Here is a 25,565-nt window from a genome sequence, read left to right on the forward strand (position 1 = left end):
TTGGTATTAAGGCGCATTAGAGAAATAAACGTTCAATTTTTGGAATGGCTTCCGGAAGGCAACAAACCACCACACGGTCTCCAGCCTTTATTTCAAAACCACCTAGAGCGATTATACCCTCATCATCCCTAATGACCCCTCCAATAGTTGCCGATCTAGGAAAATCCAACTCCCTAATGATATTACCGGTAACCCTTGAACTTGGTTTTACCACAAATTCCAAAATTTCGGCATTTAGATTGTTCAACCTCATAAGGGCAACAACCTCTCCCTTACGGATATGACGGAAAATGTTATTCGCTGCCAAAAGTTTTTTATTGATAAGGGTATCGATACCTATAGAATGGGATAATTGAAAATAATCCATATTCTCAACCAAAGCAATGGTCTTTTTTATTCTTTTGGACTTTGCAACCAGACAGGACATAATATTGGTTTCTGAGTTACCGGTTACCGCAATAAAGGCATCCATGGACTCCAAGCTTTCTTCCTCCAGTAATTCCACATTTCTACCATCGCCATTAATAACCAAGGCGTTGGGAAGATCATCTGCCAAATCAAAGGCCTTTTCCTTATCTTTTTCTATCAATTTTACATTGAAGCGATGCTGGCAAAGGTCGCGGGCAGATTTGAAACCTACCTTGCTACCACCCAAAATCATCACATTCTTAATTTCCTCCTTTTTCTTACCGGTAAGCTTATACAGTTCATCTACCCCTTCTTTGGTAGTGATGAAATATACCTGATCACCATCCTTAAAGATGGTATCACCACGTGGCACCACGGTATATTGGGTTCCTGTTCGCTGTAGGGCGATAGGCATAAAATGCAGCTCCGGAAATATTTTTGCGGCTTCCTTCACCATTTTGCCTACAAAAGGTGCGGAAGGTGGAAGGGATACGCCCACCATAATCAATTTACCGTCTTCAAATTCATAGGTATCATTGAAGGCGCTCTTATTGAGTAATAACTTAATTTCCGTTGCTGCCAGCTCCTCGGGAGAAATAAGTTCGTCTATACCCAATTCTGAAAAACGAATGGTTTCACGATCATCTATAAATTCGGTATTGGAAATTCTGGCAATGGTACGCTCACACCCCAATTGCTTGGCAAGCATGCAAAGGGTGAGATTGGTGGTTTCAGAAGCCGTAACCCCGATCATTAGATTGGAATCTTGAACGTTGGCATCCTTGAGTACTGATATAGAAGTGGCATCACCACGTAAAACCCGAATATCCAAATGAGTATCCGCGTATGCGAGACTCTCCTTATTGGTATCGATTAAAGTGATGTCCTGAGATTCGTAAGATAGCAGTTTAGCAAGGTGAAATCCCACCTCACCGGCACCTGCAATAATAATTTTCATCTACTAACAACTTTGTGTGGTCTGCAATTTAATTGGCTAAGCAACAAAAAGTAAGCCTTCTTAGGTCGTCAATTGCGTCGCAAAATTACACATTTAATCCGTAGCCCGTTTTATTTTGATCCTTATTTGATAATTACCTCCATAGTAATTACCAAAATGCTAAACGCGTAGTGCGGGCTATATTGTATCTTTGCCACAAAAATTGCCACATGGCCAATAAGGTGACCCCCTATAAAAATTCCCAAATGGGAAAGAAAGCCCAAGTTACCCAGATGTTCGATACCATTTCTGAGGACTACGATGGGCTCAACCGCGTAATTTCTTTTGGAATTGATATTAAATGGAGAAAAAGAGTGGTTTCCATTGTACAAAAATCTCAACCTGAATCCGTTTTGGATATCGCAACAGGAACTGGGGACCTTGCTATTAATCTAACCCAAACGGGCGCCAAAAATATTATAGGCCTGGACATTTCGCCAGGAATGCTGGAGGTTGGAAAAAAAAAGGTGGCTCAAAAGAAATTGGGGAACACTATTGAAATGGTCGTTGGAGACAGTGAAAACCTACCTTTTGAAAACGAAAGTTTTGATGCGGTCACCGTAGCCTTTGGGGTGCGTAATTTTGAAAACCTTGAAAAAGGACTATCGGAAATCCATAGGGTATTGGTCAAGGGGGGTACATTTGTCGTGTTGGAAACATCCGTACCTACAAAGTTTCCATTTAAACAAGGTTATACATTTTACACCAAATATATTCTACCTGCAATAGGTAAAATCTTTTCCAAGGACCGCTCTGCCTACTCATACCTAAGCGAATCTGCATCCGTTTTTCCCCATGGAGAAGCCTTCAACAATATTTTACGTAAAATCGGGTTTATAGAGGTAGAGAACAAGCCCCAAACACTTGGGGTGGCATCCATATATGTTGCCAAAAAATAAATAAAACAGGCCCTAATAAAGCCTACAGACACCCGCACCCCCTTTCAATAAAAGGATACGGCACAAACGGGATAATTTTTTTTGAATGAAAAGATTTTTTCTGCTTTTGGCAAGTATGCTGTTTCTAGGAGTTACAGTTCATGCTCAATTCAATTCCAACCCAGTCCTAAATCTAGAGAATAAGGATAAAAAGTTTCTTAATTACGGATATTTTCTAGGTTTTAACCGATATGGTTTTAAGTTCGATTATAAAAATGACCGAGGCAACCAAAATACGGAAGTCCTAGTTCTGGAGTCCACAGGGTTTAATGTGGGGCTTATTGGCGAAATGAACCTACACGAGTTTTTAGATATCCGAATGGAACCCGGCCTATATTACAATGCCCGTACAATGGGTTTCCCTGGTTTTCAAGCAACGGAAGAAGGAGAGCGAAATGCCATTAGGGAAGTAAAGTCTACCTATATCAATTTTCCTATACTGGCTAAAATTAGTACCCGAAGATTAGGAAACTGGAAGCCATTTTTAGTTGCGGGACCATCTGCTTCCCTTAATCTGGGAAGTAATGAAGCGAGCCCGGATGACAACAGCAGTGGGACCTTTCGAATGAAAAAATGGACCTACAATTACGAGCTTGGTTTTGGTATTGACTTTTATTTGGAATATTTCAAGTTCACTCCCTCCATTCGTGGGGTTTTTGGACTTACCGATGAATTGGTGCGTGACGTAGATCCTAACAGCCCTTGGACCGGCAATATTGAAAAAATGAGCACCAGAGGTATTTTTGTCAACTTTACGTTTGAATAATAAAAGCTAACCCCTTCTTATTTCACTAAGCAAAATAGCCGTTGCCGTTGCCACATTTAAACTTTCGGTCTGTTGATTTCCAAATTGTGGAATGCTGATTTTTTCATCGACAACCTCTTCAATTTCACTTGATATTCCATTGGCCTCATTGCCCATGACCAATATTCCTTTGGAAGGCAAATTATTTGAATATATGTTGGTACCGTTCATGAAAGCTCCGTAAACAGGAAATTGTGCATCACTCAAAAACTTTTTTAAATCCGTATACCCCACATGAACCCGAGCCAAAGAACCCATGGTTGCCTGTATGGTTTTAGGATTATAACAATCCACCGTCTGTGCAGAACATAGCAGGTTCTTTATCCCAAACCAATCGCATAACCTAATAATGGTCCCTAAATTTCCAGGATCCCGCACATCATCGACCGCAACCATCCAATCATCAAAAACAAAAGGTGCTGCCTTTGGAATTTTAAAGACTCCCAACACTTTGTTTGGGGTGGTCAATGCGCTTATTTTTTTAAGTTCCAACTCCGAAATTATATGAACCACAGATTCTGTGCAATGCACCAAATTCTCTTCCGTGGCATAAACACTATCCACTTCAAAATGGGAATCTAAAATTTCCTGTACCGCCTTTACCCCTTCTACAAAAAAAAGCCCGTACTGGTTACGGTACTTTTTTTGATGTAGACTTTTTATAAGTTTTATTTGACTTTTAACAATCATAAAAAGATGTAATTTTGGTGGCTATGTGTAAATCGTCGCGCTTTAAATATATCGGTGCTAAAATAAGCCTATTATTCCTAGCGGTTGCGATCAATGCATGTAACACTCTAAAACGGGTAGAAGAAGATGAACTGTTACTTAGGGAAAACACCATTTTTGCAGATGGTGAAGAAATTAAGGACGAGGACATCAACAGTCTTATTCTACAAAAACCCAACACTCGAATTTTAGGGTATCCCTTAAGACTCAATCTTTACAATCTTGCAAAAAAAGACCCGGACTCTTCCTATCAAGCCTGGCTACATAAAAAAGAACATAGAGAGGAGCGTTTGGAGAAGCTTCTATCCAAAAAACAGGTAAACCGGCTTGGGGAATCATTTGTAGTGAAGGGACTGAGCGAATGGCTTAAAAAAATTGGGGAATCACCTGTAATTGTCGATACCACAAAGGCCCGTAGAACATTGGAGCGTTTAAGCGCCTATTACGGAAGCAAAGGGTATTTTAATAACAATACCACATACACCATAGATTCACTTGCCAAAAAACAACGTGCAAGCCTGGAATACAAAATTGAGTTGGGCAAACCCTTTTTTATTGATACCGTTAGCCACCAAATCTCCTCTAAGGCTATTGATTCCATTTATCAGGAATACCAAGAACTTTCATTTGTAAAAGCAGGAACTCAATTTGATTTGGCAGAATTTGCTCGGGAACGGGAACGTTTAAGTACCATTTTTAGAAACAATGGGGTCTATAACTTTCAAGAAAGCTCTATTTCCTATGATATTGCGACAGATACTACAAAGGTAGCAGATGACCAACAAATGAATATTGAATTGAATATTGACAACTTTAAAAGAAGGGGTGATTCTACCGTTACCTCTTCAGAATACAAGGTGTACAAATTTGATAAAATCAATATTTATACAGATTACCTTTTTAATGGCGAGGATACTGAGCAACAGTCGATTGAATACGAAGACTATACCATATATTACAAAAACAAACTGAGGTTTAAACCAAAGACGCTTGCCAATGCCGTGTTTTTTAAAAAGGACAGCATTTATAGAGAAATAGATCGGACAAGAACCTATAGACAAATAACCAATCTGGGAGTTTTTAAATATCCAACCATTACTTCCCAGCCTAGTCCAATTGGCGAAACCCTTGACGCCAATATTTATCTGGCTGCGAGACCAAGGTACTCCCTAGGTACCTCTTTTGAGGTAACCCGTTCCAACATTCAGCAAGTAGGCTTGGCACTAAGTCCCTCCCTTCAGGCCCGAAATCTATTTGGAGGTGCAGAAAACCTTAGTCTAGCCGGTAGGGTAAGCATTGGATCATCCAACGATCCCAGTATTATAGACAGCAGGTTTTTCAACATTCAGGAATACGGGGCAGATCTCAATTTGGACATCCCTAGAATCTGGTTTCCCTTATTTAACACAACAAAGCTAATTCCCAGCTATACCCTTCCCAAAACCAGGATATCCTTAGGAACCAGTTTTCAGAAAAATATAGGGTTGGACAAGCAGACCTTTAATACCGTTCTAGGCTACAATTGGGTTCCGTCAGACTTCATAAAACACAATGTAGAACTTCTAAATGTTCAATTTGTACGCAACGTAAATATTGACCGCTTTTTTAATGTTTACCGAAACTCCTATGAACAGCTGGACAACATCGCCAATAATTTTGACAGCTACTTAGACGAAGTCCAGTACCCTGAACTGGAGGAATATTTTGAATTAAACGGAGATTCCAGCAATCCAAGTTTAATTATTCCAGACGGAACTACCGGATTCACCCAAGCCATCTTGAATAGAGATGTTAACGCCACCGATGCCATTTATCAGTCCGTAAGTAGAATTGAGGAAAGAAGACAGCGATTGACCGAAAACAACCTAATTTTTGCCAGCAACTATACCCTTAACCTAAATAACAGGGAAGGCATTACAGATAATAATTTTTACCAGTTTCGTTTTAAATTGGAAAGTGCGGGCAACCTATTGTCCACAATTTCGCAGATTATCCCATTTGAAGAGAATGCCAATGAAGATAGGTTGGTATTTGGGGTTCCTTATAGCCAATATGTAAAAACCGAGTTCGATTATATAAAATATTGGAACGTATCCCGAAATAATGTCATTGCCTTTAGAAGCTTTTTCGGAATTGCGATTCCCTATGGAAATTCTGACAATATTCCTTTTGTACGTAGTTATTTTGCTGGTGGGGCCAATGATATTAGGGCATGGTCTCCCTACTCTTTGGGTCCGGGCCGTACAGATGCCGTAAACGATTTTAACGAGGCCAACTTAAAAATAGGGCTTAATCTTGAATACCGATTTCCTCTCATTGGCAACCTTAAAGGTGCACTCTTTGCAGATGCAGGCAACATCTGGAACGTCTTTGATAACGTGGAAGACCCCGAAGCCACCTTTACCGGAATAAGCTCCTTAGAAGATATCGCCCTGGGTACCGGTTTTGGTTTGCGGTATGATTTCACCTATTTTGTTTTAAGGGCAGATTTGGGTTTTAAGACCTACAACCCTGCAAATGATATTTCGGATAGATGGTTGAATGATTTTAACTTCTCAAATGCCGTACTTCAAATTGGAATTAACTATCCATTCTAACCTAAAAGAAATTCATTATTTATAGCTGGTACAACAAGGTAACTTCTTGTTACATCTGACCATCACAATCTTAAGTGAGCTTGGTCTTTAGAGATAATATTTTATTACTTTTGTTGCATTAAATTTAGAAACCTAGAAAATTATGGCCCACAATATTAAACCCGGAGTTGCCACCGGAGAGGAAGTTCAGGAAATTTTTAATTACGCAAAAGAGAAAGGATTTGCCCTTCCTGCGGTGAATGTAATTGGCTCCAATACCATTAACGGAGTTTTGGAAACCGCAGCAAGTCTTAACGCTCCCGTAATTATTCAATTCTCCAATGGAGGTGCCCAGTTTAATGCTGGTAAAGGTCTTTCCAATGAGGACCAAAAAGCTGCCGTTTTAGGTGCCGTTGCCGGTGCAAAGCATGTACACCAATTGGCTGAAGCCTACGGTGCAACCGTCATCTTGCACACCGATCACTGTGCTAAAAAATTATTGCCGTGGATAGATGGTATGTTGGATGCCAGTGAAAAACATTTTGCAGAAACGGGAAAATCCCTTTTTAGCTCTCATATGATCGATTTATCCGAAGAGCCTATTGAAGAGAACATTGAAATCTGCAAAGGTTATTTGGAGCGCATGGCCAAAATGGACATGACCTTGGAAATAGAACTTGGTATTACCGGAGGTGAAGAAGATGGTGTTGACAATTCTGATGTGGACGACTCTAAATTGTATACCCAGCCCGAAGAAGTTGCGTATGCCTACGAAGAACTTTCTAAAGTAAGCCACCGATTCACAATTGCAGCGGCTTTTGGTAATGTTCACGGGGTTTATAAACCGGGTAATGTTAAATTGACACCAAAAATTCTTAAAAACTCGCAAGAATTCATTTCCGAAAAATACGGCGTTGAGCACAACCATATTGATTTTGTTTTCCATGGTGGTTCCGGTTCAACTGTAGAAGAAATTAGGGAAGGTATAAGCTATGGAGTAATCAAAATGAACATAGATACAGATTTGCAATATGCTTTTCTATCCGGAGTTCGTGATTATGTACAAGGCAAAAAAGACTATTTACAGTCACAAATAGGCAACCCGGACGGTCCGGATGAGCCTAACAAAAAAGTCTACGACCCAAGGGTTTGGTTAAGAGAAGGAGAAAAAGCGTTTACAGAGCGTTTAAAAAAGGCTTTTGAAGACTTGAACAACGTAAACACCCTATAGTAAGAATAATCCGCTAACGATAATATGGAGAATATGACGGCTTGGTTCAGAAGAAAGGAGAAGGGCATTCAAACGGCTACCGAAGAAAAGAAAGACACCCCAAAAGGCCTTTGGTATAAATCGCCTACCGGGAAAATCGTTGAATCTGAGGAGCTGGCCAAAAACTTCTATGTTAGTCCAGAAGATGACTACCATGTTAGAATAGGCAGTAAGGAATATTTTGAAATAATTTTTGATGACAATAAGTTTAAGGAACTAGATACTAAACTTACATCTAAGGACCCCTTAAAGTTTGAAGACACCAAAAAATACGCAGACCGTTTAAAGGACGCCCAAAAGAAAACCAATCTTAAGGATGCCGTTCGTACAGCGGTTGGTAAATCTTTAGGTAAGGATTTGGTGGTTGCCTGTATGGATTTCAGCTTTATTGGAGGATCTATGGGAAGCGTTGTTGGAGAGAAAATTGCACGTGCCATTGACCACTCCATCAAGAAAAAGATTCCTTTTTTAATGATTTCAAAATCTGGGGGCGCCCGTATGATGGAAGCGGCCCTGTCATTGATGCAATTAGCCAAAACATCGGCTAAATTAGCGCAACTGGCAGATGCCAAAATTCCTTATATCTCATTATGTACAGACCCTACAACGGGAGGGACCACTGCATCTTACGCTATGTTAGGAGATATAAATATTTCCGAGCCCGGTGCCTTGATCGGTTTTGCCGGACCAAGGGTAGTCAAAGATCTTACGGGTCAAGATTTGCCAGAAGGATTTCAAACTGCGGAATTTCTGCAAGAACATGGGTTCCTGGATTTTATTTCTCACAGAAGGGACCTTAAGAAAAAAGTGAATCTTTATTTAGATCTTGTACAGAACAATCCTGTAAGAAGTTAACTTTATATTTCGCCTAGGCGGATGAAAAAAACAGCCATCAGGTGATTAAATCCCGCTACTTCAGGCAAGTAGCGGGATTTATCATATATTGCAGTCTGTACCCTTCCCCTTTTATTTAATTTTAATTCTTCCTTAAATGAAAGTGGCCTGTTTATTTACCATCGTTTTCCTGTTCACCCTCTCAGCCTGTAAAAGTGAGAAACAGCCAAAAAAAGAGTTGTCCCAAAAGGCGCCTATTGGATGTAAACCGTTAACAACCGATGCAGATTGGTATAAAACAAATCAGAAAGCTCCTATTATTGATGGGCTCAATGTGCTTCATTTCCCAACAAGTACAAAGGACAGCTTGGCCCAAGTGTATTTTAACCAAGGTTTGGTGTTAGCTTATGGCTTTAACCATGCTGAAGCTGCACGATCCTTCTATTACGCCACCAAGCTAGACCCCCAATTTGCCATGGGCTACTGGGGTTACGCCTATGTTTTAGGCCCTAACTATAATGCCGGTATGGAGGCAGATAACTATTTACGTGCTTTTGATGCTGTAAACCAAGCTAAAAACCTTGCTTCAACCATAACTGAAAAAGAAAGAGGACTTATTAATGCCTTGGCAAAAAGGTATTCAAAAGAACCCCCTGAAGACCGATCAAATCTTGACAGGGCCTATTCGGAAGCTCTGAGGAAACTATTAAAGCAATTTCCAGATGATGCCAATATACAATCACTTTATGCCGAAAGCATCATGGACCAACACCCATGGGATTTATGGGAGAGTAATGGAGACCCCAAGGTTTGGACATCTGAAATTATTTCACATTTGAATAGCGCCCTAAAAATTAACCCCGATCACCCTGGCGCCCACCACTTTTACATTCATGCCGTAGAAGCGTCAAAAAATCCAGAAAAAGCACTGTCCAGTGCACAAGCATTTGATGATGACCTAGTTCCCGGGGCAGGACATTTAGTTCATATGCCCTCACACATTTATATTAGAACCGGAGATTACCACAAAGGCACCCTATCCAATTTAAGAGCGGTAAAAGTAGATAGCTCTTACGTTTCTGCCTGTAATGCCCAAGGGGCCTACCCCTTAGCACTATATCCGCACAACTATCACTTTATGGCCGCAACGGCCACCTTGGAAGGGAATAAAAAAATAGCCTTGAAAGCAGCCAATAAAGTAGCTTCCCAAGCCAATTTGCAATTAATGAAAGAACCCGGTTGGAGCACTATTCAACATTTTTACACCATTCCCTACCACATAAATGTAAAGTTTGCGGAATGGGAGGCAATTTTAAAAATACCCGATTTGGACCCTAGCTTAAAATATCCCGCCGCCATTAGAAATTATGCTCGCGGCATGGCATTCATAGGGCTCCATGACCTTGAGAAAGCCAAATTGGAACTTGACAAATTAAAAAGTTTGGCCATAGACCCAGAACTTAAGGAAGTAACCATTTGGGACATTAATTCCGTGGATGTTTTGGTTCAAATTGCAGAGCGTATTTTAGAGGCTGAAATATGGGCAAAGGAACTTAACTTTGAAAGAAGTATAGAATTACTTTCGGAAGCTGTAGCCCTTGAAGACCAACTCAATTATAATGAACCCCCAGATTGGTTTTTTTCAGTAAGACATCATCTAGGGGCTGTGCAATTAGAAGGAAAGAAATACGAGGATGCCATTGCTACCTACATGGAAGATCTAAAAAAGTTCCCAAAAAATGGGTGGGCACTTCACGGCCTGCAAACGGCCTATAAAGCATTACAGTTTGAGAAAGAAATTCAAGAAACAAACAACCTATTGAAACAAATATGGGCCACCGCGGACATTGAATTATCCTCCTCTAGAATATGGTAACCATTGCCTTCATACTAGGTATTTCAATTAAACTGTATTTTTCATCATGGAATAACTAAATAATAGTATCTTTGCGCCCTGATTGAAAATCAATCGGATACATAATAATCATTAAAAACAATATTGGCATGTATTTAGACAAAGAAAAGAAAGCCGAAATTTTTAAGCAATACGGTGGCAAAGAAGAGAACACAGGTTCTACTGAAGGTCAGATTGCATTGTTCACGTACAGGATCAACCACTTGACCGAGCACTTGAAAAGAAATCAAAAAGACTATAATACAGAGCGTTCCTTGGTTCGTTTGGTAGGTAAAAGAAGAAGTCTTCTAGATTATATGATCAAGAATGATATTGTAAAATATCGTGAACTGATTAAAGAATTAGGTATCAGAAAATAAAGTTATAAAGGGACTGATTTTTTTCAGTCCCTTTTTTATTTACATAAAGACCTCTATCTTAGAGGCAAATTCAAAAAGCTTCACATAGTTTTTCATTGGTCAACACAACACAACAACTCCGGCCTATTAAATTGTCCGGTAAGACCATTGTTTAACAGTTCGCGCAAATGCGAACGTAAATCACATTTATGATTCCAAAAGTATTTAAAGAGGTCATAGACCTTGGTGACGGTAGGGAAATTACTATCGAAACCGGAAAATTAGCAAAGCAGGCGCACGGTTCCGTGGTGGTGAGCTCGGGAAAATGTATGTTATTATGTACCGTAGTTTCCAACTATAAGGCCTCTGATGTAGACTTTCTTCCCCTAACTGTAGATTACAGGGAAAAATTTGCAGCTGCAGGACGTTATCCCGGCGGTTTTTTTAAAAGAGAAGCACGACCAAGTGACGGGGAAGTTCTTACTATGCGACTAGTAGATCGCGTTTTACGCCCATTGTTTCCAAAAGATTATCATTCGGAAACACAGGTGATGATCCAATTAATGTCTCATGACGAAAACGTAATGCCTGATGCCATGGCTGGTTTGGCCGCATCTGCAGCCATTCAACTTTCAGATTTCCCGTTTGAATGCCCAATTTCGGAAGTGCGAGTGGGTAGAATCAATGGAGAATTGATCATTAACCCTACCTTTAAGCAATTAGAGGAATCCGACATTGATATGGTTATTGGTGCTTCTGCCGATTCTGTTATGATGGTTGAGGGTGAGATGAAAGAGATTTCCGAAGAGGAAATGACGGAAGCCATCAAATTTGCTCATGAAGCCATTAAGGTACAATGTGAGGCACAAGTAAAATTAGCCGAAGCTTTTGGTAAAAAGGAAGTTAGGGAGTACGAGCCAGAAAGAGAAGATGCAGAGCTCGAGAAAAAGGTACACGGTCTAACCTATGACAAAGTGTATGACATTGCAAAGGCAGGCTCGGCCAAACATGAAAGAAGTGCGGCTTTTGAAGCTATTAAAGAAGAAGTTATTGCTTCTTTCTCAGAAGAAGAACAAGAGGAATATAATGGTTTGATCAGCAAGTATTTTTACAAAGCTGAAAAAGCTGCTGTTAGAGATCTAACGTTAAACGAAGGTTTACGTTTAGATGGGCGTAAGACAGATGAAATTCGTCCAATCTGGTGTGAGGTCGATTATCTTCCTTCTACCCACGGTTCTGCCATCTTTACAAGAGGAGAAACACAGGCTTTGGCAACGGTAACTTTAGGAACTTCTAGAGATGCCAACCAGATAGACATGCCTTCTTATGAAGGAGAAGAGCGTTTTTACCTTCATTATAATTTCCCTCCTTTCTCAACAGGAGAAGCTAGACCTATTAGAGGTACCTCTAGAAGGGAAGTTGGTCACGGAAACCTGGCGCAAAGAGCTTTGAAAGGAATGGTTCCTGAAGATTGCCCATACACTGTAAGAGTTGTTTCGGAAATATTGGAATCCAATGGTTCCTCTTCCATGGCAACCGTTTGTTCAGGTACTATGGCCATGATGGATGCAGGTGTTCAATTGAAGAAACCTGTTTCAGGAATCGCCATGGGATTGATCACCGATACTGATAGCGGTAAATACGCTGTACTGTCTGATATTTTGGGTGATGAAGACCACTTAGGCGATATGGATTTTAAAGTAACCGGTACAGCAGACGGTATTACCGCTTGCCAAATGGATATTAAGGTTAAGGGTCTTTCTTATGAGATTTTGGTCAATGCCCTTAATCAAGCAAGGGACGGTAGGCTACATATCTTGGAGAAATTGACTGACACTATTGCTACTCCTAACGGGGATGTGAAACCACACGCTCCTAAAATGGTTACCAGAATCATACCTAATGAATTTATTGGAGCATTGATCGGACCAGGCGGTAAAGTAATTCAAGAACTTCAAAAAGAGACGGATACTACCATTGTTATCAATGAAGATCCTGTTACCGAAGAAGGAATCGTTGAGATTCTTGGTACCAATCAAGATGGTATAGACGCAGTGTTGAGGAAAATTGATTCTTTGATGTTCTCCCCTGAAGAAGGAAGCGTTTATGAGGTTAAAGTAATCAAAATGCTAGATTTTGGTGCCGTGGTAGAATACCAGGAAGCGCCCGGAAACGAGGTATTACTACACGTTTCAGAATTGGCTTGGGAACGCACTGAAAATGTGAGCGATGTAGTAAACATGGGAGATGTCTTTGATGTTAAGTACATGGGTATAGATTCGCGTACAAAGAAGGACAAGGTTTCAAGAAAAATCCTTCTTCCAAAACCCGAAGGTTATAAGGAAAGACCTCCACGTAGTAACAACGACCGTAATCGCGGTAGGGACAACAATCGTGGCAGGGACAACAATCGCGGTAGAGATAACAGGGACCGAAAGCCTAGAAGGGACTAAATCTCTGTATTTTAAATATTTAAAAGCCTCGAAATTTTCCTTTCGAGGCTTTTTTATGCCATTTAGCTAAAATTTTAAGTTTTTTTTACCCTCATGTAACATTTCTATGTTTTTTACGTATAAGTATATGCAACTATGCATAACGCACGTAACAGAAAGGAAATTTTAGATGAGACAGCTTAAGATTACAAAACAGGTAACCAACCGTGAAACGGCGTCTTTGGACAAGTACTTGCAAGAAATTGGCAAGGTAGATTTGATTACTGCAGATGAAGAGGTAGAATTGGCACAACGAATCAAGGCAGGCGACCAGATCGCTCTTGAAAAACTTACAAAAGCCAACCTTAGATTCGTAGTATCCGTTGCCAAGCAGTACCAAAACCAAGGATTGACCCTACCTGATTTGATCAATGAAGGTAACTTAGGTCTTATTAAAGCAGCTCAAAGATTTGATGAAACCAGAGGTTTTAAATTCATTTCTTATGCTGTATGGTGGATTAGACAATCTATTTTACAAGCTTTGGCAGAGCAGTCAAGAATTGTTCGTTTGCCACTGAACAAGATTGGTTCCATCAACAAAATCAACAAGACATTTGCATTTTTGGAGCAAGCTCACGAACGAGTTCCATCTGCAGAGGAGATTGCAAAGGAATTGGACATGACCGTGGAGGATGTAAAACAATCCTTAAAAAACTCAGGTCGACACGTTTCTATGGATGCCCCATTAATTGACGGTGAGGATTCCAATCTTTATGACGTACTTAGAAGTGGTGAATCTCCAAATCCCGATAAGGAACTTCTACACGAATCTTTAAGAACGGAAATCGAAAGGGCCTTGGAAACTTTGACCCCTAGGGAAGCAGATGTTATCCGTCTTTATTTTGGATTGGCAGGACAACATTCCATGACTTTAGAGGAAATTGGAGAAACTTTTGACCTTACCAGAGAAAGAGTTCGCCAAATCAAGGAAAAAGCGATTAGAAGATTGAAGCATACTTCTAGAAGTAAAATACTTAAAACCTATTTAGGTTAAAAAATTCACGTTTTGAATTACACGTTAAATTATCCTTAAATTGGAAATTTGGCATATTAGTTGTAATTTTGATAGTAACAACAGTTTATCATGACTGTTCGTTTTTTGATTGATGAATAAACTCCGGCTGATTACCGGAGTTTTTTCATTTTATGCCATTATTCAAGTATGTCAAAAAACTTTACAGTTTCATGCTTTACATCTAAGTTAAATACCCACTATCACCATGAAAAAAGATGTTCAACCAAATAATCCATTACATGGTGTAAAATTGGCAGAAATTCTAGAGTATCTTACCCAGAAATACACATGGGAAGAATTGGCTTCGCTAATTAACATTAACAGCTTTAAAAATAATCCTTCTATAAAATCCTCCCTTAAATTCCTACGAAAAACTCCCTGGGCACGTGAAAAAGTGGAGCGATTGTACCTAACATCAATAAAAAAGGAAAAGAATTAAATTACCAACAAAGGTTGTTTCCCTACCGAATTTGAGTTTTCTACCCTTATTTATATACTGATTTGATTAAATCAAGGAAATTTAGCTTTTCAAAATAATATTAAAAAGAGCTATTTGGAATATCGGCACTGTAACAAATCAAATCCCTCTAATATTTACCCACCATCTCTATAAAAGAGTCTACGCCTCCTGCTTCCTAAAAAAGTAAGAATTTAACCTTTTGGAAGACTAGAATTGTTACAATTTTGATTTCCAATGATCATATAAAACTAAACAAGGAAACAGAGAACTCAACAAATACCATTTCCTTATTTTTGCAAAAGAATAGAAGCAGTACGCAATGAATAAATCTAAAATAGCCCCTTCCCTACTCGCAGCGGATTTTGGCAATTTGCAGCGAGACGTAGAAATGGTGAACCAAAGCGAAGCAGATTGGCACCATATAGATGTTATGGACGGTATTTTCGTACCTAACATTTCATACGGAATGCCTGTAATAAAAGCCATTGCCAAACATGCCACTAAACCTTTGGATGTTCATTTAATGATTGTAGATCCGGACAGGTACATACAAACATTTGCAGATTTAGGCGCTACTTACCTCACCGTACATTATGAAGCATGTACGCACTTGCATAGGACTGTTCAAGCCATAAAAGATGCGGGAATGAAGGCTGGTGTGGCCTTAAATCCACATACCAATGTAAACCTGCTTAAAAATATTATCAAAGATTTGGATTTGGTGCTTATCATGAGCGTAAATCCAGGTTTTGGTGGTCAGAGTTTTATAGAGAACAGTTATGAAAAAATAACGGACGCCAAGGAACTTATTAAAATGAACGATTCCAAGGCTGTGGTAGAGGTAGATGGTGGTGTTACGGCCAAAAACGCCAAGGCTCTTATTAAGGCGGGTGCCGATGTTCTGGTGGCCGGTAGTTTCATCTTTAAGAGCGATGAGCCGAAAAAAACTATTAAGGACCTAAAAGCAGCAACAGATAAATGGAGCATTTTCGAATTGTAATTATTGGCGGAGGCCCTATAGGTATTGCATGTGGATTGGAAGCTCAAAAAAAAGGGTTGAGTTATGTAATCCTCGAAAAAGGCCCCATAGTCAACTCCCTTTTCAATTACCCTATAAACATGCAGTTTTTCTCTTCATCGGAAAAATTGGAGATTGACAACATTCCTTTTATTAGCAAGGAAGCCAAGCCTAAGCGGAACGAAGCCTTGGAATATTACAGGAGAATTGTCACCTCCAATAACCTCAACATTCGGCTATTTGAAAGAGTAACTCATGTTGAAAAACAAAACGAACAATTTTCCATTACCACTAACAAAAAAAACTACACGGCAGACAAGGTAATTATAGCCACAGGCTTCTATGATATTCCAAATACCATAGATGTTCCCGGGGAAAACTTACCAAAAGTTTCCCACTACTATAACGACCCTCATTTCTATGCAAGTCAGAAATTAGCAGTCATTGGAGCAAGTAATTCCGCTATTGATGCCGCATTGGAATGCTACCGAAAAGGATCGGAAGTTTCTCTTATCATCAGAGGTCCGGAAGTGGGTCAACGCGTAAAGTATTGGGTTAGGCCAGATATAATCAATCGCATAGAAGAAGGTAGTATTAAAGCTTATTATGATACCACAGTAAAAGAAATAAGAGACCACTCCTTGGTCTTGAACACCCCGGAGGGCGAAAAAGAAATAGAAAATGATTTTGTGCTGGCTTTGACGGGGTACAAACCTAACTTTAAATTTTTGGAGGCCGTGGGAATCGAACTCACGAACGATGAAAAGAAACTACCAAAATACAATCCGGATACCATGGAGACCAATATTGGAGGTCTTTATCTAGCTGGAGTAATTTGTGGGGGCATGGAAACCCATAAATGGTTTATTGAAAACTCAAGGGTGCATGCCCAAATGATTGTATCATCTATACTCAAGGATGAGGTTATTAGCAATCAATAATTTGCCCCCCTGTTTTCAGGGATAAACAAAAGGCTGAATCACGTGTATTTCTAGGCGCTTCAAATTTTCACATTTGTAGTGAACATAAAGCCTATAGAAATGAAATACATATACCCCAAGTTGTTAGCCGTTTGCCTTGTTGTAGCTATTTATTGTAACAATCGTTCTGTAAAAAATTACCAAACCACAAGTGATGGCCATGGTTATCATCTCATAGTAAAAAGAGGCGCTTTCCACAAAGACAGGTTTGACCTATATAAGAACAAAATAAGGTATACCCCAGATACTTCTGAACGGAAAGCGGATGCCAAATACAATCACTATACAGAAACCTATTTAGACTCATTACCAACCATAGGGTTCTTTAAAAAATTGGAAGCAGAAGGATTCTGGGAATTAGATGACCATTATCCTACCGGAACTTCCTGCCCTAGCCAAATGATCGTCACATTAAAACACGACAAAAAATCAAAAACCGTAATTTGCGGTGATTTTTTAAATGACTGTCCCGATTTGATTAAATATATTGACAAAAAAGTGGTTGAAATGGAAGGTCATGACTTACATCGAATTTATACACCAGGTTAACATACATCGAATAGATGTTCATGAACTGATTACTTATCAAAATCAACATATTGAACAAAGGCACATTAAAAATCTTACTTATATTCTCCCTTACCATAGTTTTGGGAAAGGGAGTATTCGCGCAAAATCAAAGTGGGGATCAACAAATACGCTTTTCCACGGTACCCAATGAGCGTGACACTTCTTTGAACCGCTATTACCAGACCCTAAAAGGCTCGGAATATGGCCCCAATAGATTTTTGGCTATTATGAAGTTGGCCGGGTATCATATAGATAAGGCCAACTCAGACAGTATTATTCAATATGGGAACAAGTATCTCAGAGAGGTACGCCATTGGAACGCAGACAGCCTAGCCAAGTCAAGACATTTTTCAAAAGCCTACTACATTTTAGGTATTGGAAGTAGATTTAACGGTTTATTGGACAATGCCACTAAATGGCATATTCAAGGAATTAAGGAAGCCGAAAGCTCTGTACAAAAAGAGTTTCTATTGAGAAACAAAATAGGTTTGGCCCACACCTATAACCTTAAACAAGAACCACAAAAGGCTATAGAAATTCTGGAATCCATTGCTGATGATTTAGTTGGTGAGTTTCAAATCCTACTACCAAAAGCGATCACTTTTTTAGGAGATGCCTATTATATACAGAAAAAGTATACTAGAGCACAGGAAATATACAAAACCGGGCTTCAGAGGGCACACGAACAAGAGGATGCTAGACAAGCGCTAGCCCTGGAACTTAAGTTAGGTTCCTTAGCGGAATTGGATAAGCAATATGATAAAGCTTTTGAGCTTTATAACACCGCGCGCGAAAAGGGCATGCAAGAAGGGTTTCTCAATATCTATTTTGAAGGAACCATACGCATGGGAGAACTATTCTATCGCGAAAAGAACTTTGACGCCGCTAATGCGGCACTTTCGGTCGCCTATTTTAATGCTATTGAAAGAGACAATCTTCATTACCAAAGAGAAATTTTAGACATACAGAGAAGGGTTTTCAATGCCAAGGAGGATTATAGCAATGCCTATGCAGTAATGACGCAAATGGCAGGTATTAACCAACAGATTGCCCATAGACAACAGCAAAAGGTGATTAAAGAACTGGAAATACAATATGAAACCTTAGAAAAGGATAAGGAGATCAGTGAGTTGGAAGAAAACCAGATTTTAAAGGAGGCGGAACTCAAAGCCCAACGAACTATTAAAAATGCCATTCTTATAGGATTTCTTGTGGTACTCATACCCGTACTGGGATTACTATACGTTTACTATCAAAAGATACAAGCACAAACAGAACTTGCAAAAAAGAAAGAGGAAGTCAATATTCAAAAATTACAGGCCTTAAAGAAAGATCAGGAACTGGACCTCATAAAGGCATCCATTGAAGCCCAAGACGAAGAACGAAAGCGAATAGCACAAGAATTACACGATAGTATTGGAGGTAATCTTGCGGGAATAAAACTTCAAATTTCCGGAACAGAAAACAATACACACAATTGGAATATTATCAAGCAGCAATTAGATGAAACTTATCAGTTGGTGAGAAATATTTCCCACACTTTGATTCCCAAAAAATTCAAGGAAAAACCATTTACAGAACTCATCTCGGATTATATCAATACCATATCCATCAACGGTAATTTAAAAGTGAGTTTTCATAAATATCCAAAGGAAGAAATCAACGCGTTAAAAGATGCACTACACCTGCAACTTTATAAAATAATTCAAGAATTGATGACCAATACCCTTAAACATGCACAGGCAGACCAAGTATCCATCAATCTAACCTTGACTGAAAATGAATTGTCGCTCTTATTTGAAGATAATGGAATTGGGTTTGATGCCAAAAACACAACAAATGGTATCGGTCTTGAAAATGTAAAAAGTCGTGTAGAAGAGTTAAACGGCTCACTTCAAATAGATTCTAGTATCAACAGGGGCACCGTGACCGTGATAAATATTCCTACTACATGAAAGTTATAGCGCTTCTCTTGATGCTAGTAATACAGGGTTCTGGATACCACCTTTCCGATTTCCTGAGAATGAAGTACACAAAGATATTCTTACTTTTTTTGGTCATTGCCGGTTACATTTGGGTAATTCCTTTATGTTTATCCAGAAAGTGCTGCAATGGATTGCGGTCTAACAACGCTGGGTATACACTTATTTTTCATCTTCACGGGGGTTCCTTTAGCCCTAATCCTACATATCATCCATTATTTAAAACTAAAAAATTATCCCTAAATGAGTTTTAACATTATTATTGCCGATGACCACCAAATGTTTATTGACGGTCTCTTGAGTATCTTACACGAGGACAATGAACTGAATGTGACCACCACATTTAAAAACGGAGCACAAGTATTGAAATTTTTGGAAATCAATGGGCCCCAACAAATTCATTTATTGATTACGGACTTAACAATGCCAGAGGTAGATGGTATAAAACTGAACAGTATTGTCAAAGATAAATACCCCACATTAAAAACTTTGGTGGTAAGCATGCATATTGATGGCGGTATGATAGACCAACTAATCAAAAATAATGTGGACGGATATGTTCCTAAAAATGCGGAGAAGGATGAGCTACTACAAGCCATCCGTACAATTTTAAAAGGGGGTACATACTTCTCTTCAGAAATTAAAAAGGCCTATACGGATGCGATGTTTGAAAATAGAAAGCATGAGGAGGTTCACCTTACCGATAGGGAAAAAGAAGTGTTGAAGCTTATTGCGGAAGAATACACCACTCAAGAAATAGCAGATTCCCTGTTCCTTAGCAAACACACGATTGAGAGCTACAGGAAAAATCTAATCGCTAAATTACAAGTAAAAAACCTTGCAGGTCTTACAAAACACGCCATTAAAATGGGCCTGTTGAAAGGGTAACAAAAAAGGCCAAATGCCATGGATCAAGTCACAAAACCAATAGCGCATTTGGCCAACCAACAAACTATTTTCTGTTAAAATCTTCTTCGCTGCCCTGAGTATTGCATGGCCTCCCCTTTTCCAAAGCCGTAGCTAAATCCTAATGCTATGAACCTTCCTCGAAGTCTTCTATTAAAGACTTCATTGGTTATTTGATCATTATTTGTTTGGGTCAAAAGACTTTCATCTATTCTAGAAGCGAATAAATCCCTAACACTTAAGTTTAGCACCGCCTTACCCTTCATTATGTTCTTACGTACTCCCATATCCATGAAAAGAATATCCGCCACTTTACTTTGAACAGTTCTATAACTAGATTGGTAATTTCCGGTCATCTCTAAATCAAAATCAGCCGGTAGCTTTACTTTCGTCATTAGCTTGGAAGTCCATTGGTCTCCAGAAAAGTCAAATTCTTGCTCATTAAAAACCCCATCCCTACTAAAGGAGCTGTAATTAAAATCCCCATTAAGGGTCAACCAATTTAAAGGACTATACTTAGCATTGAACTCTATACCCGTGGAATTATTGGTTCCTATATTTTCAGGTCTAACGGTGGTTACGTTATCTTCAAAGGTTGATACCCTTTCTATCACGTCACTGGTGTAACGGTGGTATACCCCAAAGTTTAAGGAAGCTTTCCCCAAAATGTATATACTGGTAATTTCATAGGAATCTGTAAACTCTGGTTGTAGGTCAGGATTCCCCTGTCTTATAAAAAAGTTGTTCCTGGGATTAAAGAAAGGGTTCAAATCCCACATTCTTGGCCTATAGATCCTTTTGGAATAGCCTGCCTGTAGTGAAATTTTATTACTGAACTTATAGGAAGTATGTGCACTAGGAAAGAGATTAAAAAAATCTTGGTCATTTGCTTGCCCTGTGGTAGCCAAAAAGGTACTCAAATCTGTATGCTCAAGTCGGAGACCGCCCTTCACTCCCCATTTTTCACCCTCGTAGGAGCCTGTACTATATACTCCCAAAACATTTTGTTGGTAGTCAAAAATATTAGTTAGATCAGGGTCATTTACATAAGCTCCATTTACCAAATTATTAAGCTCATAGTCATTACTCACATCGTTCAATACATATTGCGCCCCCGTTTCAATGGTAATCTCATCAGTTAAGGGATTGGTATAATCCAACTTAAACGTAAAGACAGATTCCTTAAAATCAGTTCTGGTCTGCTGATTTAAATCCCTATTTTCTCCTGAAACGGTGGCATTGCTAAATTCTGAAGATTGATCTTTTCCAAAAAAGTTACCTAAACCACTAAATAGAAGAGTATGTTCATCATTTTCCTCATCAAAATTTTTCTTATACTGAAGCTCATATTGAAATTTTGGGTTTCTGGCATCGGTTACTTCCGTACGTTCCCACTGCGAAACCAATGAATTAGCAGCATCAAATTCAGCAAAATTGGTGGTGGAAGGCTGGTCCTCCATTTCAAGGGCAAAATTTCCCGATAGGGTCAGCACGTTCATATCGTTGATATGATAATCTGTTCCCAATACCAAATTATAGTAGTTTTCATTTCTATATTCATCGCCTATACTAGTAATGGTAGTATTATCTATTAAGTTTAGATTTCTGTTTTCCACCTCGGTAGGTATATCCCGTACCCCCACTCCGATCTGACTGAAAAGATTGAATTTTTCTGTTCTTCTGTTGAGACTTACTCCAACGCTATGACCAGCAGGCGTACCTGTGTTTACAGAGATGGAACCATTGAGTCCTTTGCGTTCCTCTTTCTTTAATACAATATTGATGATTCCAGAAGTACCCTCTGCCTCATATTTAGCAGAAGGATTGGTAATAACTTCCACTCGCTCTATCATATCTGCGGTAATAGTTCCCAAGGCATTGCCTTCTTCACTTGCTATAATCGACGGCTTACCGTTGATGAGCATTTGCACCCCTTGACTACCTCTTAGGCTAACCTGACCTTCAATATTCACGTTTACGGAAGGCACATTGTTAAGCACTTCCAACGCGCTTGCACCCGTACTGCTCAGGTCTTTACCAACATTGAACACACGTTTGTCCAACTTAAATTCTGTTCTGCTTATTTCTCCCTCAACAACCACCTCCTGTAGCTGCTCAGCATCCTCTGCCAAGAAGATCTCTCCCAAATCCATTACGGTAGTTCGGGTGGCCGGTTGTCCAAAGGTTTTTGATTGAAATCCTAAAAAACCTATCTCAACATAAAAATTATCGGCTGTAGTTTCAATGTTAAAGGCTCCATCATCTCCTGTTGTACCTCCGGTGATAGGTTGTTTAGTTTCACTATCTGCCACCATAACGGTAGCAAAGGCAATTGGAATACCACTACCCTGTTCTATGACTTTTCCTTTAATGGTGATAGGAGGTGCTTCTTGAGATCTGATGGTAGGACTTACAAGAAGTAACAGGGCCGCCAACAGTGGGAGGTAAAATTTATTTTCTGGTATCATTGTAATTTTCTTGTTGATTTGAATAGGTCAAATATGCAATGGATTATAGGATGTTGAAATTCAAATCCGTAAACGACCAAACTAAACCAGTAAACGACAAATGTTAGGCTTGGAGCCAGCTATGCGTCGTTAAGGGTAAGAAACTTGTTGTTTAGGATATTGCATTTGAAGTACTTGGTGCAAATTTTTAGTTTTATAAGATGAATACATCTTTCATTACAAGAGGAGAGCTTTTATTTCAAGCCATTCTTCATATTATTGTTTTCCTTTTTTATTCTTTTGACAGGAACAATCCGGGCATTTCCTATGACCATTTCCTGTTTTTTGCTATCTATACCGTTGCTTCTGTTATTATCACCTACTACCTAATGCCCAAATATCTCTATAAAAAGAAATATGGGACATTTACAGGTTTGGCCGTATGTGTTTTTTTTACCGTTATAATGATTGAAGAACTTCTTGAAACGGTACTTTTTCCCGGTACGATAAGAGCAAGTATTGTCCCCGGTATTTACTACGCGTTTTTTGATATTCTACCGGTCTTGGCCATCTTAGCCGGATTTAAATTTGCCTGGGATGCCATTGGTAGCCAACAGGAAGTAGAAAAGCTTAGAAACTATGTACAGGAAAGCGAGCTGCAGTTTTTAAAGTCACAAATAAATCCACACTTTCTTTTCAACAACCTGAACAATCTCTATTCCTACGCTTTGGAAGGATCTTCCAAAACCCCTGAAATTATCCTTGAAATGAGCGGTGTTCTTAGGTATATGCTTTATGAGTGTAAAGAAAAACTTGTACCCCTACAAAAAGAAATAGAACAACTTAGTAACTTTATAAAGCTATATAAATTACAGATTGAAGAAAGGGGAAAGGTAAACTTTACGGAAGGCACCATGGACTCCGGATTTAAAATTGCGCCTCTTATTCTGGTAGTTTTCATTGAAAACGCATTTAAGCATAGTCAATCTGGACAGTCTAAAGATATTGAGATAGATATTGAGGTGAGCATGGAAGACAACCATTTGACGTTTATTTGTAAAAATAATTTTGAACAGGTTACCAGTATGGACACCGTGGCGAAAGGAATCGGGTTAAAAAATGTTAGAAAAAGATTGGAACTGTTATACCCAGATAGACATAAGCTTGAAATTAAGGAAACTCACAACCAATTCGCAGTATTCCTTACCATGCAGTTGGAAAAAATGTAATCCCTATGCGATGTATCATCATTGAAGATCAACCGCCTGCTCAACGTATCTTAAAAAAATACATTGATGATATGGGCGCATTGGAACTAAGAGGTGTTTTTTCCGATGCCATACAAGCCATGGAGTTTATAGGAAAAGAACCTATAGACCTGATGTTTTTGGACATTCATCTTCCTAAAATTTCCGGAATTGATTTTTTAAAAAGTATGCAAAATCCTCCAAAGGTAATTCTTACCACAGCTTTTCCGGATTACGCTTTAGAGAGTTATGAGTTTAACGTGGTAGATTATTTATTGAAACCTTTTTCTTTTCAACGTTTTGTTAAAGCAGTATCCAAGGTAAGCCTCAAAACAATTACACCCCAAGGGGATACGGTAGCTGTTTCTACCAAAGAGCACCCCAAGGAAATCTATATCAAGTCCGGATATGAACATATAAAAGTTGTCATTGCCGATATCATTCATATTGAATCCGATGCCGATTATACCGAAATCATCATCGAACATAAAAAGCACCTTTCCAGTGAATCATTAAAATTCTGGGAAGATACCCTTCCGTCAGATCAATTCTTTCGCATACACCGATCCCATATTATCAACACGGAAAAGATTGAAAAACTTGTAGGCAATCAAGTCTACTTACTCAATGGGAGTATTCTCCCAATTGGCAGGGCCTATAAGGATGAATTTGTAAAACGAATTTTAAACTAAAAAGAGCACCCTATGAAACCGTTAAAAAAAGAACAGATCCAACAAGAGGTTTTTGATCTCTATGATGACTACGCCCATAACAAACTGCAAAGACGGGAATTTTTAGAAAAACTATCGCTCTATGCCGTAGGAGGCATTACCGTTGCCTCCTTGATGAGTTTCTTAATGCCCAATTATAAGGATACCCTTCTTGTTCCTAAAAACGACCCCCAACTTGACTCCAAGACTATTAGCTATAATTCTCCTAACGGAGGAGGCAAAATTAAGGGCTTGCTTTCCAAACCAAAAGAATTTGAGGGTAAGCTGGGTGGTATTGTCGTAGTACACGAAAACAGGGGACTTAATCCGTATATTGAAGATACTGCCAGGAGAGCCGCTTTATCAGGTTTTATCACATTGGCACCGGACGCCTTGAGTCCCCTGGGAGGATATCCAGGAAACGATGATGAAGGTAGGGAAATGCAACGTAAAAGAAATCGCAATGAAATGTTGGAAGATTTTATTGCCGCTTATAATTATTTAAAGAACCACAAGGATTGTTCTGGTAATATTGGTGTCGTAGGTTTTTGTTTTGGTGGGTGGATATCAAATATGATGGCGGTAAAAGTAAAGGATTTGGCTGCGGCAGTTCCCTTCTATGGCGGTCAACCTACCGAGGAAATTGAAAACATCAATGCTCCTCTAATGCTTCAATTTGCCGGTTTGGATGAAAGGGTAAATGCCGGCTGGCCCGCTTATGAAAAAGCGTTAAAAGAGCATAATAAGGAGTATGTAGCATACACCTACCCAGATGTGAACCACGGTTTTCACAATACATCTACCCCAAGATATGATAAAGAAGCGGCAGAATTAGCCTGGGAACGGACCATTGATTTCTTTAAAAAACACCTGCAATAGGTGACATCCACCAATGAAGTAACTAAACAGCAGTATAAAGAGCGAAACG

At 39.2% G+C, this 25,565-nt stretch carries 20 protein-coding genes and 1 pseudogene; 18 read left to right on the top strand and 3 right to left on the bottom strand.

Going from position 1 to position 25,565, the window contains the following annotated elements:
• Window positions 1–16: 16 nt before the first annotated feature.
• A complete protein-coding gene (gene trkA, locus BIZ36_RS15460; RefSeq protein ID WP_187458800.1) occupies window positions 17–1,366 on the bottom strand; it encodes a Trk system potassium transporter TrkA in 1,350 nt (449 codons plus the stop codon).
• Window positions 1,367–1,512: 146 nt separating this feature from the next.
• On the opposite strand from trkA, the pseudogene ubiE reads away from it, so the two are divergent.
• Together ubiE and porT are read left to right on the top strand one after the other, a co-directional pair.
• A pseudogene (gene ubiE, locus BIZ36_RS15465) lies at window positions 1,513–2,304 on the top strand (bifunctional demethylmenaquinone methyltransferase/2-methoxy-6-polyprenyl-1,4-benzoquinol methylase UbiE); the annotation flags it as partial.
• 85 nt (window positions 2,305–2,389) lie between these two features.
• Window positions 2,390–3,109, top strand: a complete 720-nt coding sequence (gene porT / locus BIZ36_RS15470; RefSeq protein ID WP_187458802.1) for a type IX secretion/gliding motility protein PorT/SprT — start codon at window positions 2,390–2,392, stop codon at window positions 3,107–3,109.
• Between the two features lie 6 nt (window positions 3,110–3,115).
• Here the strand turns inward: porT and BIZ36_RS15475 are convergent, their stop codons facing one another.
• Complete coding sequence (locus tag BIZ36_RS15475; RefSeq protein ID WP_187458803.1) at window positions 3,116–3,838, bottom strand: TrmH family RNA methyltransferase; 723 nt, start codon at window positions 3,836–3,838, stop codon at window positions 3,116–3,118.
• Between the two features lie 23 nt (window positions 3,839–3,861).
• Here BIZ36_RS15475 and tamL point away from each other — a divergent pair, with 23 nt between their 5' ends.
• The 13 genes from tamL (at window position 3,862) to BIZ36_RS15540 (ending at window position 20,215) form a co-directional block, all read left to right on the top strand.
• Window positions 3,862–6,474, top strand: coding sequence for a translocation and assembly module lipoprotein TamL (gene tamL / locus BIZ36_RS15480; RefSeq protein ID WP_187458804.1), 2,613 nt, complete (start codon window positions 3,862–3,864; stop codon window positions 6,472–6,474).
• A gap of 142 nt (window positions 6,475–6,616) precedes the next feature.
• Complete coding sequence (gene fbaA, locus BIZ36_RS15485; RefSeq protein ID WP_187458805.1) at window positions 6,617–7,684, top strand: class II fructose-bisphosphate aldolase; 1,068 nt, start codon at window positions 6,617–6,619, stop codon at window positions 7,682–7,684.
• Between the two features lie 24 nt (window positions 7,685–7,708).
• Window positions 7,709–8,578 carry an acetyl-CoA carboxylase, carboxyltransferase subunit beta gene (gene accD / locus BIZ36_RS15490; RefSeq protein WP_286174846.1) on the top strand — a complete coding sequence of 290 codons (870 nt, stop codon included), beginning with the start codon at window positions 7,709–7,711 and terminating at the stop codon, window positions 8,576–8,578.
• A 136-nt stretch (window positions 8,579–8,714) separates the two neighbouring features.
• A complete protein-coding gene (locus BIZ36_RS15495) occupies window positions 8,715–10,433 on the top strand; it encodes a tetratricopeptide repeat protein (RefSeq protein ID WP_187458806.1) in 1,719 nt (572 codons plus the stop codon).
• A 128-nt stretch (window positions 10,434–10,561) separates the two neighbouring features.
• Window positions 10,562–10,831, top strand: coding sequence for a 30S ribosomal protein S15 (gene rpsO, locus BIZ36_RS15500; RefSeq protein ID WP_187458807.1), 270 nt, complete (start codon window positions 10,562–10,564; stop codon window positions 10,829–10,831).
• Window positions 10,832–11,019: 188 nt separating this feature from the next.
• Window positions 11,020–13,263, top strand: coding sequence for a polyribonucleotide nucleotidyltransferase (locus tag BIZ36_RS15505; RefSeq protein ID WP_187458808.1), 2,244 nt, complete (start codon window positions 11,020–11,022; stop codon window positions 13,261–13,263).
• 169 nt (window positions 13,264–13,432) lie between these two features.
• On the top strand, window positions 13,433–14,296 hold the full coding sequence (locus BIZ36_RS15510) for a sigma-70 family RNA polymerase sigma factor (protein ID WP_073180565.1): 864 nt from the start codon (window positions 13,433–13,435) through the stop codon (window positions 14,294–14,296).
• A gap of 226 nt (window positions 14,297–14,522) precedes the next feature.
• Window positions 14,523–14,756 carry a VF530 family protein gene (locus BIZ36_RS15515; protein ID WP_187458809.1) on the top strand — a complete coding sequence of 78 codons (234 nt, stop codon included), beginning with the start codon at window positions 14,523–14,525 and terminating at the stop codon, window positions 14,754–14,756.
• Window positions 14,757–15,096: 340 nt separating this feature from the next.
• Entirely contained in the window at window positions 15,097–15,777 is a 681-nt protein-coding gene (gene rpe / locus BIZ36_RS15520; protein ID WP_187458810.1) for a ribulose-phosphate 3-epimerase, read from the top strand.
• The gene (locus BIZ36_RS15525; RefSeq protein WP_187458811.1) at window positions 15,756–16,736 is read left to right on the top strand and encodes a YpdA family putative bacillithiol disulfide reductase; all 981 of its coding nucleotides are present in this window, start codon (window positions 15,756–15,758) and stop codon (window positions 16,734–16,736) included. Before rpe ends, BIZ36_RS15525 begins: the two co-directional genes overlap by 22 nt.
• A gap of 99 nt (window positions 16,737–16,835) precedes the next feature.
• Entirely contained in the window at window positions 16,836–17,324 is a 489-nt protein-coding gene (locus BIZ36_RS15530; RefSeq protein WP_187458812.1) for a hypothetical protein, read from the top strand.
• Between the two features lie 50 nt (window positions 17,325–17,374).
• Window positions 17,375–19,300 (top strand): tetratricopeptide repeat-containing sensor histidine kinase, encoded by a 1,926-nt coding sequence (locus tag BIZ36_RS15535; protein WP_187458813.1) that lies wholly within the window; start codon window positions 17,375–17,377, stop codon window positions 19,298–19,300.
• Window positions 19,301–19,570: 270 nt separating this feature from the next.
• Window positions 19,571–20,215 carry a response regulator gene (locus tag BIZ36_RS15540; RefSeq protein ID WP_187458814.1) on the top strand — a complete coding sequence of 215 codons (645 nt, stop codon included), beginning with the start codon at window positions 19,571–19,573 and terminating at the stop codon, window positions 20,213–20,215.
• 74 nt (window positions 20,216–20,289) lie between these two features.
• On the opposite strand, the gene BIZ36_RS15545 is transcribed toward BIZ36_RS15540, so the two are convergent.
• Window positions 20,290–22,701, bottom strand: coding sequence for a TonB-dependent receptor (locus tag BIZ36_RS15545; RefSeq protein ID WP_187458815.1), 2,412 nt, complete (start codon window positions 22,699–22,701; stop codon window positions 20,290–20,292).
• 200 nt (window positions 22,702–22,901) lie between these two features.
• Between BIZ36_RS15545 and BIZ36_RS15550 the strand changes: the two genes are divergently transcribed.
• Genes BIZ36_RS15550 through BIZ36_RS15560 form a run of 3 tightly spaced genes read left to right on the top strand, consistent with a single transcriptional unit; the run spans window position 22,902 to window position 25,516 of the window.
• Window positions 22,902–23,909 carry a sensor histidine kinase gene (locus BIZ36_RS15550; RefSeq protein WP_187458816.1) on the top strand — a complete coding sequence of 336 codons (1,008 nt, stop codon included), beginning with the start codon at window positions 22,902–22,904 and terminating at the stop codon, window positions 23,907–23,909.
• 5 nt (window positions 23,910–23,914) lie between these two features.
• Window positions 23,915–24,619: a LytR/AlgR family response regulator transcription factor gene (locus tag BIZ36_RS15555; protein ID WP_187458817.1), complete on the top strand. Its 705-nt coding sequence runs from the start codon at window positions 23,915–23,917 to the stop codon at window positions 24,617–24,619.
• A gap of 12 nt (window positions 24,620–24,631) precedes the next feature.
• Entirely contained in the window at window positions 24,632–25,516 is an 885-nt protein-coding gene (locus BIZ36_RS15560) for a dienelactone hydrolase family protein (RefSeq protein ID WP_187458818.1), read from the top strand.
• Window positions 25,517–25,565: the final 49 nt, after the last annotated feature.

This window comes from Cytophaga sp. FL35, assembly GCF_014349235.1.
Lineage (GTDB): Bacteria > Bacteroidota > Bacteroidia > Flavobacteriales > Flavobacteriaceae > Euzebyella.